The organism is Halomonas sp. SpR8 (assembly GCF_031010195.1).
GTDB lineage: Bacteria > Pseudomonadota > Gammaproteobacteria > Pseudomonadales > Halomonadaceae > Vreelandella.
In genome coordinates, this window is the sequence record NZ_JAUAMC010000003.1 from 553323 (window position 1) to 565895 (window position 12573).

The following is a 12573-nucleotide window of genomic DNA, read 5'->3' on the forward strand; positions in this document are numbered from 1 at the left end:
CATACAGCCACTGGCGGCTGAATAGCCTGCCGCCATCAATTTGCCAACCCTAATTAGCCAGCATAAGTTCACCCAGCACGGCGGTGGCAAAGCTACCCCGCGGCAGCACAAATGACAGCCGAGCAGCGTCAGGCTCCCAGGCAAGCTGGGGTTCCAGCAGCCGCATGCGCAGTGCCCGGCGCGCCTGTTTTACCCCACTGTGCTCCAAGCCATTACATAGCCCAGGATACTGCTGCAGCAAGCGTGTTTCGTAGGCCGCCGTGTCTGCCTGACTTCGTTCACCAATGCCCCACAACACCCCGGTGGGATGAATATCTAACTCAGCGGCACGAGCCTCAAGCGTGGCATCAGAGGTTTCGACACTAAACACGCTTTGGGTGCCATCCAACATTACGGTATCGCCCGCGAGCGGCTGCGACCAGGTACCATCCACTACGCGCGCGCTGAGCAGTTCATTAAACAAAAAACTACGCGCTGTTGAGAGCATCATACCCTGACGATCATCCCGCTTACGCCAACCCCGGTTAAGTAACGCCTCGGCTCGTTGAAGATTCCGCCCCTCGGGCCCAAACCGCTGGGGGCCGAAATAGTTGGGCACACCGAACTGGCATAGCGCCGCCCAGCGGCTGGTAAACGCTTCGCTTTCAATGGCTTCACCGCTCAGCCGCAAAACAAACCGATTAGTGCGGTGAACGCCGCGCTTAAGTTTGCGCGGGTGGCGCACCTGCTCAACTACCTTGATACCGAGTGCATTAAGCGACTCTTCAAGCTCAGCCGGCGCGTCACGCCCAGGCAAGTGCACACTTAACCACTGACGGGTCACCGCAATCCGGTCTTTCATGCCTGAATAGCCAATATCGCGGGGCGTCACGCCGCAAAGCCGACTTAATGTTTTTACCACATCTAACGTGGTTTGATTACGCTTTTCAACTCGCAGCCACAAATGTTCTCCATGGGCCTCGGGGATAAAATCAAGCTGCTCATCGACCCAAAAATCCTCTGGCTGGGCGCGGTACTGCCCCAGCCTAGGTGGCCCAAAATGAGCGTCCAGGCTGCGCTGCCATTCAGGCATTTTAATCATGCAATGCCCCGGTGCGACCCAGCAACACCACCGCTTCAGCGGCAATGCCCTCACCACGACCGGTGAAGCCTAAACGCTCAGTGGTAGTGGCTTTCACATTAACCTGCCCCAGCTCGACACCTAGGTCCGCCGCAACGACTTCCCGCATGGCCTCGATATGCGGCGCCATTTTCGGCGCCTGCGCCATCAGTGTGGCGTCAACATTGATCACTCCGTAGCCCTGACGTTGAACAAGCGTAACCACATGGCGCAGCAGTTCGCGGCTATCGGCGCCCGCCCACGCCTGATCGGTATCGGGAAAATGGCGGCCAATATCGCCTAGAGCACAGCCGCCCAATAGCGCATCGCTAATCGCATGCAGCAATACATCGCCGTCGGAGTGGGCGACAAAACCATGATCAAATGGCAATTTAACGCCACCGATCATTAGATGGTCGCCGGGGCCAAAGCGGTGCACATCGAATCCATGGCCAATACGCATCATCGGCTCCTTGTAGACGTGAGTTCGTTCTGCACGGCCATAATGGCAATGGCCAGTGCTAAGTCATCCGGGTGAGTAATTTTCAGGTTATCGCGCCGCCCGCTCACCAGTTGAGGAGACCCACCCAAGGCTTCAACCGCCGAGGCTTCATCGGTAACCAGCGTCTGCTGATGGCGGGCAGTTTCGAGAGCCCGGCGCAGCAGTGCGTAGCGAAATCCCTGGGGCGTTAGCGCATGCCATAGCCCTTCGCGGGGCTCGGTTCGCGTACTGAGCCCCTGCTCATCGGCACGCTTCATGGTGTCCGCCACCGGCATCGCCAATAGGGCGCCCGAGGAATGGGTCGAAGCTGCTTGGTAAAGCGCCTGCAGATCGCCCGTTGTGATACAAGGGCGGGCCACATCGTGCACCATCACCACGTCGTCGTCCTCAGCCGCCATGGCGTTCAACGCATTCAACACGCTGTCCATTCGCTCGCAGCCTCCCGCCACTCGCTGCCAGTCGGCAAATGGCACCCAGCGTGGCGAGAACAAGCGGTCGTCAGCGTCTAAACAGAGCACCAAGCGAGCGGACGGAAAGGCGCTATGCAGGCGCGCCAAGGTATGTGCCAATACCGGCTGGTCGTCGCTTAGCGTTAAATACTGTTTAGGCTTATCAGCCCCCATACGGCGGCCTTGGCCTGCGGCAGGAACCACTAGCCATAGTTGACTCACTGCTGGGGCTCCTGGGGCGCGACTAATCCGGCATTAATGCCGATCAGTTCCGCTTCAATCGCCACTCCAGGTACCCAGAAGAACTGTTCGTCGGTACGCACCATGCCCATATCGCTGCGTGCCCGCTCTTCAACGGCGTCTAAACCGGTTTTTAAATCCATCACTTCGGCAGCCAGTCGCGCATTGCGCTCTCGCATGGGCACATTAGCGGCTTCCTGCACCGCCACTCGCTGCTCAACATTCTGCAAATCGCGCCAGCCGCCGTTGCCTAACCACAGCTCGTATTGCAGCAGCGCCAATACCGCGAGCAGTGTCATCACCAGCCATTTGCGCATCACGGCTCTCCGCTAACTTGTTCCCTTCAACCCATCGGTTGGACTGAATTTAAAACTGATTTTAAAATAAGCTATTTTTGAATAGGCGCGCATTATGCCACTAAGGGGCACCCCCAGCGAGTGGCGGTTTATTTAAATGGCAACGCTTGCTGGGCTGCATCGCGGTAGGCGCTGACATGCTCGCCCTCTGCATGACAAAACTGGGCGACGCCCGCCGCTAGTCCAGGGTGGCGAATGTAGTGCAGCGAGCGAACCCGCTGAGGCGAAAAGCCTCGCACCAGCTTATGTTCGCCCTGAGTACCCGGATCAAATAGCGTCAAACCTTGCTGCAAGCAGTACTCGATACCTTGGTAGTAACACGCTTCAAAATGCAGGCAGTCAGCGACTACTTCGCTTCCCCAGTAGCGCCCGTAAAGCGATTGAGTGCCGCGAAAATAGAGCGCAGCCGCCACCGGGCGACCCTCAGCATGGGCCTGCACCAGCATCAGCGACTCTGGCATGGTTTGGCGCAGACGCTCAAAAAAGTCATGGTTTAGATAAGGCGGGCGGCCACGCTCATGGTAGGTAATCGTGTAACAGCGATAAAAATGCGCCATAGCAGCCGAGCTAATCGCTGCGCCTTCTAAGCGTGACACCTTCAAGCCTTGGTCGGCGACCAAGCGCCGCTCGCGCTTAATCATTTTGCGCCGTTTCGAGGTGAGGCTGGCCAAGAAGCCATCGAAATCACCAAAACCGCGATCACGCCACTGAAACTGCACGCCCTCACGGGTGATTAGCTCAGGGCATTGCGCCCGCCATGCGGTCACGTCTTGTTGATCGGCAAACAACAGGTGCCAGCTCGAAAGATCAAAGCTTTGACACTGCTCGCGCCAGGCATCGGCCAGCAATGCACGCACCGCCTGCGCATCGGCGTGCTTAGCAATCAGCGTGCGCCCCCCTGGAACAGGCGTGAATGGTACCGCGCTGAGCGCTTTTGGATAGTAGCGGCCGCCGGCACGTTCGATTGCTTCTGCCCAGCCCCAATCAAACACATACTCGCCGTAGGAGTGATGTTTACGGTACATCGGCATCGCCGCGACCAACTGTTTATCTTGCCATACACATAGGTGACAAGGCTCCCAACCCGTGGCCACGCTGACAGAACCGCTGGCTTCCAGCGCATGTAGAAAGGCATGGCGTAAAAAAGGCTGATCGTCGTCTACCAGCGCATCCCACTGGCTTGCCGTCACAGCCCCAATGGTAGGTAGAATAGCTAACGACAGTGGGCATAACGGCATAGCACCTCCTAAGGCGTGCAGGGCAAATGGATAAAATACGAAGCGAACACGGCGAAGATGACCTGCATCACTTTACACTACCCACAAGCGTTGCGGTCCTGAACGTATACTGTTGATAATTCCAAGCAAGTAGCAGCTAAGAGAGTAAGGCCATGACGCGCGATCCGACCGGTGACTTTCAAACCCGGCACCAAGCTGCTGACCAAATGCGCTAGCAGTTCGCCGCGACCAGTTGGCCCGAAGGACTGTTTGGGTGGCTTTCCCCGGGGCACCCGATTCTTCACAATGACCTGGGCGTACTTGCATCGTTAACGTATATTAAAACGCTGCCCTTCTCGACGTTCACAGTGGTTTGTGCTTTTGTGATGGGCTTGGAGATCAGCACAATTGACCGTTAACTGGCGCGTACCATCACTCATTTGTCACATGGTACAAGCAGTGGAAGCCGCTTCTTTCTACTAACCATATGGAGACCGTTAATGGCTCATGACTTACTAGACCGCTTACGCGAGCGCTTAGAAGAACTCAACCGCTCGGAGCGTAAAGTCGCCAATGTAATTCTTGAGGACCCGACGGTCGCCACCAGCCTGAGCATTGCAAGCCTTGCCCAGGCGGCAAGTGTCAGCGAACCCACGGTTAACCGCTTTTGTCGCAACTTTGGGGCCAAAGGCTACCCCGATTTCAAAATCAAACTGGCCCAGAGCTTAGCCGGTGGCACGCCTTATGTAACCCGTGCGGTAGAACCCGGTGACACCGCCACTCAGTATACTCACAAGATTTTTGGCGCCACCATCGCCGCGCTCGATGAAGCCCAACGTGAAATCGATATGGGCGCTATTGAGCGGATGGTCGACTATCTCACCCAGGCCAAGCAGATCCACATTTTCGGCCTGGGCGCTTCCGGCGCAGTAGCTCAAGATGCCCAGCATAAGTTCTTCCGCTTTAACCTACCGGTAGTGGCCTATATTGATGTGCTGATGCAACGCATGGTCGCCGCTGCCTGTCATACCGGCGATGTGGTGGTGATTATCTCCTACACCGGGCGCACCCGGGAACTGGTGGATATCGCTCGGCTCGCCCGCGACGCAGGCGCCGTGGTGCTCGGCATTACAGCGCCCAATTCTCCGCTGGCTAATGAGTGTACCGCCACGCTGGATGTCGCCACGCCGGAAGACACCGATCATTACATGCCGATGACCTCGCGAGTGATTCAGTTAACCCTGATTGACGCGTTGGCCACAGGCGTTACCTTGAGGCGCGGCGAAGACTTTCTACCCCACCTCAAGAAAATCAAAGACAGCCTGCGCGATACCCGCTTTCCGGTGGAAAAGCCTGGGAAGTGAATGGAAAATAGTGAGGGGTGAGTGGTAAGGGGTGAATAGAAAGCAGTTAACTCACCGCGGCAGTCACCGTAATTTCCACTTTAAGCTCATCAGCGGGCAGCGGTGCGCAAACGCAGGTGCGCGCTGGGGCGTAGCCTTCTGGCACCCAGTTGTCCCACACCTCGTTCATTGCGGCAAAGTCGCTTCCATCCTTAAGATAAATCGTCGCGCTAAGCAGCTGCTCACGGCTTGAGCCGATCTCTTTCAGCAGCGCATCCACCCGCGCCAGCATGCTTTCGGTTTGAGCCGTAATATCACCGTCGCGGGCCTCGGGGCCAGTCACCTGGCCACACAGATAAGCCACGCCCTGGTGAATCACCGCACGGCTCATGCGGGCTTTTGTATCGTGACGCTGAATAGTCATAGTGCAAACTCCTAACAGGTTGAAAAAACGCAGTCTAAACCGCCAGGCTTAGCCTTGACTATGCCTGCTCTATCAAAGCCGATCTGTAGGCACCGGGCGATGCTCAAAAACCCGCCGCAGCACAAAGCTGGTATGCGCACCGGTAACGCCTTCGATGCGGTTGATCACATGCAGCAAAAGGTGCTGATAGTCGTCCATATCGCGCACCAGAATCTTAAGCTGAAAATCAGCCGCCTGGCCGGTAATGATCAGGCACTCGATCACGTTAGGTATGTCACGAATATGGCGCTCAAAATTATCGAAGCGCTCCGGCGTGTGCTGATCCATGGAAATATGTAGCAGCGCCATTAGCTGATAGCCCAGTTGGCGGGAATCGACCTCCGCGCGGTAGCGCAGGATTAAACCGTGCTCCTCCAAGGCCCGCACCCGGCGCAAACAGGGCGAAGGCGAAAGCCCGATACGATCAGCCAGTTCCTGGTTACTGATGCGTCCCTCCTGCTGGACAATATCCAAAATATGGCGATCAAAGCGATCCAACACCAGTGGCGACACCGACATAGAAAGCAGCTCCTGCTAAAAACTAAAATATTAAAGAAACTTCCTGCCAAATATTGCCTCATACCCCCTATCTTCGCAAGAACCTAGCGCAGCAAACCCTTTACACTGTACGAGTTGCCAAAAGCAGCGAATCACTCAGTACGGCCGCCACAAGCAGCCGCGATCCATAAAACGGTTATTTCAGGAAGACCACTACTTCAGGAAGTTCACTATGTCTGCTTTCGATCATCGCAAATATCGTCCTGCACCCCGCGTGCCTGCCTTCAACCGCCAATGGCCGGATCGTGACCTGGATCACGCCCCGATCTGGGTGAGCGAAGACCTACGCGATGGCAATCAGGCGCTGCTTGAGCCGATGACCGTTGAGCAGAAGCAGCGCTTCTGGCAGCAGATCGTTAAAGTGGGCATCAAAGAAGTCATGGTAGGTTTCCCCTCGGCCAGCCAGCCCGATTACGACTTCGTGCGCTGGCTGATCGAAGAGGATCAGATTCCTGACGATGTGACTATTGCAGTACTCGTGCAGTGCCGTGAACACCTGATCGAAAAGACCTTTGCCTCCTTGGTCGGCGCCAAGCGCGCTATTGTGCACCTGTATAACTCCACCTCGACGATTCAGCGCGAACGCGTGTTCGAGATGGATCGCGCCGGAATTACCGATATCGCGGTTCAAGGGGCGACCTGGGTGAAAACCTACGCCGAGCGCTACCCGGACATCGAATGGTGCTTCGAATACACACCCGAAAGCTTCTCTAGCACCGAAATCGATTTCTCTTTGGCGATCTGTGAAGCGGTGATGGACGTCTGGCAGCCGACACCGGATAACAAGTGCATTCTTAACCTGCCGACCACGGTGGAAGTCGCAGGGCCGCACCACCATGCGGATCAAATCGAATATTTCTGCCAACATATTAGCCGCCGCGACAGCGTGATTATCTCAGTACATACCCATAACGATCGCGGCGGTGCCGTGGCCTCTGCCGAACTCGCCCTGTTGGCGGGTGCCGACCGGGTAGAAGGCACGCTTCTCGGTAACGGTGAGCGTACCGGCAATATGGATATCGTCACCCTAGCCATGAATCTCTACAGCCAAGGCATCGACCCGAAACTTGACCTTTCCAACCCCGATGAGATTATCCAGGTGGTCCAAGAGTGCACCGGTATTACCATGCATCCCCGCCACCCTTGGGTAGGCGAGATGGTCTATACCGCGTTCTCAGGCAGCCATCAGGACGCGATCCGCAAATCCCTCAAGCATCAAAAAACCGACGAGCCGTGGCAAGTCGCCTATTTGCCGATTGATCCTCACGACATCGGCCGCGACTACCAGGCGGTAATTCGCGTCAACAGCCAGTCCGGCAAAGGCGGCATGGCCTTTCTACTCGAACGCGACTACGGCATTAACCTGCCCCGCTGGATGATGCTGGCTCTGGCGCCCTATGTGCAAAAAGAGAGCGAACAGCGCAGCAGCGAACTTTCCAGCGAAATGATTCGCCAAGTGATGTTTGATAACTTCACCCACGAGACACCCTTAACGCTGGCCGATTATCAGCTCGCGAAAGGACGCAACGAAGGTATTGAAGTTACCCTTAGTGAGGGTAGCGAAATACTGCGGCTTAAGGGAGCAGGCAATGGCGCCATGTCGGCCTTTACCGATGCCTGGGGGCAACACTCAGGTAGCAGCGTCAGTATTATTGATTACAGCGAGCACTCGCTGGGTGCCAGCAGCGAGGCCAATGCCATTGCCTTTGTACAGCTTAATATTGACGGTCAGCGAGTTTGCGCGGTTGCCGAAGATAGCGACACCGTCAGCGCATCGCTGAAAGCGCTGTTATCGGGAATTAATATGGCACAAGCCAGTAAGGCTGCGCACCCGGATGCTACCCTAACGAAGCCTCAGCCAGCGTTGTCTTAGTCGGCACACTCGATACATTTCAACACTAACGGATCCCAGGTGAGGCGTTTGGCACCAATCCATTCGCCACACTCAATACACTCACCGAAACTTTCACTGTCAATACGCTGCAAGGCCGCGGCGATTTGTTTTAGCTGAAGCTGACGGCGCTGCTCGCCTGCTTTGGCCATCGCCTGCCCCTGCATCGCATCCATCCGCGACAGCCGCCCTACCGACGTTTGATCCAACATCACCGTATCCCGGGAGTCTTCACTGCTGGCGCTTTCCTCGCGCAGCGTGGCATCAAGCGCCAGCAATTTCTCACGGATAACGGCTATATTCACCTCGGGATGATTCATCTGCGCCTCCAGTTAGCCTACAATCATTACCGACAATCGTTAACCTACTAATTATTTGATCGCGAAGGGAACGTTACGATGGGCTATCGCACCCTGCTGCGCGATCACCGCAGCGTACTCAGTATCGCCTTTTTAGCCATGTTTAGCTCCAGCCTCGGTCAGAGCTATTTTATTGGCCTCTTTCAAGCACCGCTATCTGCTCATTTAGGGCTTAGCGTGGGCCAATTCGGCACCGGTTACGCAGTGGTCACCCTGGTAGCCGGTTTCTGTATGCTGCATTTTGGCCCATCTATTGATTGGATTAACCCGCGCCGCTTTGCTGTCATTGTCTTATCGCTACTGTTAACCGGCGTTGCCATGCTGACCTTATCGCCCTGGTGGTGGCTAGGGCTAGTGGGGCTTGGGATCGTAAGGCTATGCGGCCAAGGTATGCTAACCCATCTGGGTAACACGCTTGCTGGCAGAGAGTTTTCCACCATGCGTGGCCGGGCCATTGGGCTGGTGAACCTGGGAATACCGCTGGGTGAAGCGTTATTGCCCCCGCTGGTTGCCGCCGCGTTGCTATGGGCCGATTGGCGAATCTTCTGGTGGCTGATGTGCGGCATCATCGCGCTACCTTGGCTATGGATACTCCTCAAAGCGCCTTGGCCCAACGCACCAGGCGTTAAACCGACGAAAAAAACTCCCCACGGCCCTCGCCCTTTTCGCGAAAAACGCTTTTGGCAGCTTTTACCGCTGTTAATGGCGCTGCCCATTACCATGACAGGGCTGTTTATTTATCAGACCCAGCTAACGGAATCGCTTGATAGCTCATTGGCGGTTTATGCCCTGGCGCTAACCGGTATGGGCATCGCTAAACTGCCAGGCGCGCTACTGGGTGGCCGTTGGGTCGATAAGCTTGGCCCGGTAAAGCTCGCGCGCTTGTACCTATTGCCCTACGCCATCGCTATGTTAATGGCGCTCACCATCGGCGGGAATATCAGTATTTGGGCGCTCATGGTAGGCGGTGGCTTAGCCATGGGCGCACAAGAACTGATCGCCTCTAGTCTGCTGATTAAACTATGGGGCGCCGAGCACCTTGGCCGCGTGCGCTCCGCACTCAGCGCGGCCATGGTGTTTTCAACCGGCATTGCGCCTGCCGTGCTCGGTTTAGCCCTGGGCGCTGGCGCGCCATTTCATAGCCTTCTATTTGGCATGCTGCTGTTTATTATCGCCGGCTGGCTAATGGCCCAGCGCGTACTGCGCGAAGCAACAAGCAGCACGGCTGAGCGTTAAACGTTCACCTTCAGCGTAAAATAAGCACCGGCAACTGTGCTTTTCGCAGCATCGCCGTCGTGGTACTGCCCACCAGCAAGTGGCGAATGCGCGAATGCCCGTAAGCGCCCATCACCAGCATATCGATACCATTATCTTGCTTGTAAGTCCGCAAAGACTCTTCTACCTCGCCCGCGCGAATGGCCCCTTCGGCGGTATGGCCCGCTTCACGTAACGTTTCCAGTGCCCAGTTGAGCTGAGAGCGATTTTCGGTGGTTTCCGCGCCTATAATCACTACATGGCAGGTGGCGCCCTCAAATAGAGGGCTTTTCGCCAGCATCTCTACGCCTTTACGAGCGGTGTTACTGCCATCGAACGCCATCATCACGTTATGCGGTTGGGTAAATTGTTTGGGTACCATAAGAATAGGCCGGTGCATTTCACGCACCACCCGCTCAAGGTTAGAGCCGAGATGTCCACTGGCTTGATGAGCGGTTTCGCCGCGCTTACCCACCACCAGCAAACGCACCTCTTTTTCGTTCTCAACCAGTGTTTCCACCAGCGTGCCGTTGCGCTGTAAACATTGTGGATCAGAAACGCCAGCGTTCACTGCGCGCTCTTTAGCGGCATCTAGCAGCAGGCGACCCCGTTCACGGGAAATTTTTGCATGCTCCTCTTCGATGCCTGACAGCTTTTCTAACAGGTGCTCTCGAGTCCCTAAGCCTAGGTTACCGGTTAAGTCTGGCTCGGCTATCTGGGCATGATTATCGACGGTATGGATAAAACTTAGCGGGGCATTAAGCGCTTTAGAGGCCCAGGCCGCATAATCACACACACCTTCTGAAAACTGAGAACTATCGATAGCTGCCAACACGCGATCTGACATGGGTTACTTCTCCTTGAGCGGGTGCATCAACGTTATTGTTATATTCTTTACCTTTTCTACACGAACTCATTGACCCGCGACACCCTAAAACGTTCTTTCTCCGACTTCTGTCGCATTTAAAGCGGCATGTTACACTTAGTGGCCTACTATTTTAGCGGCCTATTCATTGAGTAACCGATTTATTGAGTAATCTAGGGGCGAGCATGGGGTATAGCTTAACAAGCGTACTGCTGGTAGCGCTGGGCGGCGCATTGGGCGGCATGGGTCGATTTGGCGTTTCTAACCTGATGGCGCGCTGGTGGGGTAAAGCCTTTCCCTGGGGAACGCTGGTCGTCAACGCCAGCGGAGCCTTTATCGCAGGCTGTTTGTTAGCCAGCCTAGACGTACCCAACGAGCAACCCTCGCTTTTTTGGCTATTTATGGTGGCCGGCCTGCTGGGGGGCTATACCACGGTTTCTTCTTTTAGCCTGCAAACCATTGAGCTGTGGCAGAGTGGCCAAGCGCTGCGCGCTGCGCTCAATGTGGCTGTCACACTGCTGCTCGGCTTAGCCATGGTCGCACTAGGCTGGCTAGTCGCTGGAGGTTCCCTATGAGCGCCTGGAAAGCGTATTTAGCCGTAGGTGCAGGCAGCGGCTTAGGCAGCGTATTGCGCTACGGCGTGTCGCTGGGCGCGTTCGCAACGCTTGGAGGCGCCTTCCCCTGGGGCACGCTGACCGTTAACGTACTGGGCTCTTGCTTGATTGGCTGGTTGGCGGCAACGATTAGCCGCGGCCCTCACAGCGGCATGGCTCGCTGGCAGCCCTTTTGGGTGGCCGGGTTTTGCGGCGGCTTTACCACCTTCTCGCTGTTTAGCTTAGAAACCATGCACTTTATAGCGCAAGACCAGATGGGGATGGCGCTGATATACATCATCGTCAGCTTACCGTTATGGTTACTAGCCGCCATCGTCGGCGAGCGTATCGCGCTGGCTCATCGGCAATCCTAACCATGTCGATCATAACCAACCAATGAAGCAACGTTCATGCGCGACCGTTTAGAACAGCAACAGTCTTGGATCTACCTGGGGTTTATCTGCCTGGGGCTAGGGCTGGGTAGTTGGCTGCCAGCGCTATCGAAGCCGCTAGAGCAACTGCTATGGCCGCTGCTCGGCCTATTGCTGTACGCCACGTTTACCCAAATCCCGTTACTGCATATTGCTCGGGGCATGAAAGATAAGCGTTTTATGGTTGCGCTAATGGTCGGTAACTTTATCGCTATCCCCGGTTTTTTAGCGCTGTTGGTTGTTTGGCTACCGCTCTCCCCTGCCGTATTGGCTGGCGTTTTACTGGTACTGCTGGTGCCGTGTACCGATTGGTTTATTACGTTCACGCATTTAGGCAAAGGGGATACCGCCCGGGCCGTTGCTGCCACCCCGCTACTACTGCTGGTGCAGATGATTGCGTTACCGGTTTATCTGTGGCTGTTTTTAGGCAGTGAGTGGTTTCAGTTGACGCTTTCGACCGAGATGCTTAACGCTTTTGCGGGGCTTATCCTTACGCCCTTAGTGCTCGCCTGGCTAACCGAGTACGCCGCTCAACGTTATAAAGCGGTTGCGCGTAGCGTGCATCATATGGGGTTACTACCGGTACCGCTGTTAGCCCTAGTCGTGTTTATGATTGCCGCCTCACAGGTTACGACTGTTTTCGGGCTTAGCCATATACTGATTCAAGTCGTGTTTATTTTTATTGGCTTTTTAGTCTTTGCGGCACTGCTGGGTAAAGGGCTAGGCAAGCTGTTTCAGCTGCCTACCGCCAGCGCCAGAACCCTGGCCTTTAGCTTTGGCACACGTAACTCCTTTGTGATGTTGCCCATTGCGCTAACGCTGCCCAGTGCCTGGCAGGCAGCAGTCGTGGTGATTGTGTTCCAATCGTTGGTGGAGCTGTTTGGCATGGTGGCATTCTTACGCTGGCTGCCCAGTAAGCTAATGCCGGAGCCCTCGTTTGAATAATATGTTGT

Annotated in this window: 15 protein-coding genes; 6 read left to right on the forward strand and 9 right to left on the reverse strand. The window is 55.7% G+C overall.

The window, feature by feature from the left end; genetic code table 11:
- Nucleotides 1–49: 49 nt before the first annotated feature.
- The 5 genes from truD to QT230_RS09180 all read right to left on the reverse strand — a co-directional run bounded on the left by truD (nucleotide 50) and on the right by QT230_RS09180 (nucleotide 3884).
- A complete protein-coding gene (gene truD / locus QT230_RS09160; protein ID WP_308321330.1) occupies nucleotides 50–1081 on the reverse strand; it encodes a tRNA pseudouridine(13) synthase TruD in 1032 nt (343 codons plus the stop codon).
- Nucleotides 1074–1562 carry a 2-C-methyl-D-erythritol 2,4-cyclodiphosphate synthase gene (ispF, locus tag QT230_RS09165; protein WP_308321331.1) on the reverse strand — a complete coding sequence of 163 codons (489 nt, stop codon included), beginning with the start codon at nucleotides 1560–1562 and terminating at the stop codon, nucleotides 1074–1076. Before ispF ends, truD begins: the two co-directional genes overlap by 8 nt.
- Nucleotides 1562–2272 carry a 2-C-methyl-D-erythritol 4-phosphate cytidylyltransferase gene (ispD, locus tag QT230_RS09170; RefSeq protein WP_308321332.1) on the reverse strand — a complete coding sequence of 237 codons (711 nt, stop codon included), beginning with the start codon at nucleotides 2270–2272 and terminating at the stop codon, nucleotides 1562–1564. The genes ispF and ispD overlap by 1 nt, the downstream gene beginning before the upstream one ends.
- Entirely contained in the window at nucleotides 2269–2607 is a 339-nt protein-coding gene (gene ftsB, locus QT230_RS09175; protein WP_308321333.1) for a cell division protein FtsB, read from the reverse strand. Before ftsB ends, ispD begins: the two co-directional genes overlap by 4 nt.
- 128 nt (nucleotides 2608–2735) lie before the next feature.
- Entirely contained in the window at nucleotides 2736–3884 is a 1149-nt protein-coding gene (locus tag QT230_RS09180) for a GNAT family N-acetyltransferase (RefSeq protein WP_308321334.1), read from the reverse strand.
- A 479-nt stretch (nucleotides 3885–4363) separates the two neighbouring features.
- Between QT230_RS09180 and QT230_RS09185 the strand changes: the two genes are divergently transcribed.
- Complete coding sequence (locus QT230_RS09185; RefSeq protein ID WP_308321336.1) at nucleotides 4364–5227, forward strand: MurR/RpiR family transcriptional regulator; 864 nt, start codon at nucleotides 4364–4366, stop codon at nucleotides 5225–5227.
- A 46-nt stretch (nucleotides 5228–5273) separates the two neighbouring features.
- On the opposite strand, the gene QT230_RS09190 is transcribed toward QT230_RS09185, so the two are convergent.
- Nucleotides 5274–5630 (reverse strand): RidA family protein, encoded by a 357-nt coding sequence (locus QT230_RS09190; RefSeq protein ID WP_308321338.1) that lies wholly within the window; start codon nucleotides 5628–5630, stop codon nucleotides 5274–5276.
- Nucleotides 5631–5702: 72 nt separating this feature from the next.
- Complete coding sequence (locus QT230_RS09195; RefSeq protein ID WP_035585145.1) at nucleotides 5703–6188, reverse strand: Lrp/AsnC family transcriptional regulator; 486 nt, start codon at nucleotides 6186–6188, stop codon at nucleotides 5703–5705.
- A gap of 211 nt (nucleotides 6189–6399) precedes the next feature.
- Here QT230_RS09195 and QT230_RS09200 point away from each other — a divergent pair, with 211 nt between their 5' ends.
- Entirely contained in the window at nucleotides 6400–8100 is a 1701-nt protein-coding gene (locus QT230_RS09200) for a 2-isopropylmalate synthase (protein WP_308321340.1), read from the forward strand.
- Here the strand turns inward: QT230_RS09200 and QT230_RS09205 are convergent.
- The gene (locus tag QT230_RS09205) at nucleotides 8097–8438 is read right to left on the reverse strand and encodes a TraR/DksA family transcriptional regulator (protein WP_308321342.1); all 342 of its coding nucleotides are present in this window, start codon (nucleotides 8436–8438) and stop codon (nucleotides 8097–8099) included. The genes QT230_RS09200 and QT230_RS09205 overlap by 4 nt on opposite strands.
- Before the next feature lie 78 nt (nucleotides 8439–8516).
- Between QT230_RS09205 and QT230_RS09210 the strand changes: the two genes are divergently transcribed.
- Nucleotides 8517–9713 carry an MFS transporter gene (locus tag QT230_RS09210; RefSeq protein ID WP_308321344.1) on the forward strand — a complete coding sequence of 399 codons (1197 nt, stop codon included), beginning with the start codon at nucleotides 8517–8519 and terminating at the stop codon, nucleotides 9711–9713.
- 10 nt (nucleotides 9714–9723) lie between these two features.
- Here the strand turns inward: QT230_RS09210 and QT230_RS09215 are convergent, their stop codons facing one another.
- On the reverse strand, nucleotides 9724–10578 hold the full coding sequence (locus QT230_RS09215) for a universal stress protein (protein WP_308321345.1): 855 nt from the start codon (nucleotides 10576–10578) through the stop codon (nucleotides 9724–9726).
- A gap of 203 nt (nucleotides 10579–10781) precedes the next feature.
- Between QT230_RS09215 and crcB the strand changes: the two genes are divergently transcribed.
- The 3 genes from crcB to QT230_RS09230 are packed head-to-tail and all read left to right on the forward strand — an operon-like array spanning nucleotide 10782 to nucleotide 12565.
- Nucleotides 10782–11171: a fluoride efflux transporter CrcB gene (gene crcB, locus QT230_RS09220; RefSeq protein ID WP_308321346.1), complete on the forward strand. Its 390-nt coding sequence runs from the start codon at nucleotides 10782–10784 to the stop codon at nucleotides 11169–11171.
- On the forward strand, nucleotides 11168–11563 hold the full coding sequence (locus QT230_RS09225; protein ID WP_308321348.1) for a CrcB family protein: 396 nt from the start codon (nucleotides 11168–11170) through the stop codon (nucleotides 11561–11563). Before crcB ends, QT230_RS09225 begins: the two co-directional genes overlap by 4 nt.
- Nucleotides 11564–11599: 36 nt before the next feature.
- Complete coding sequence (locus QT230_RS09230) at nucleotides 11600–12565, forward strand: arsenic resistance protein (protein WP_308321350.1); 966 nt, start codon at nucleotides 11600–11602, stop codon at nucleotides 12563–12565.
- Nucleotides 12566–12573 lie beyond the last annotated feature (8 nt).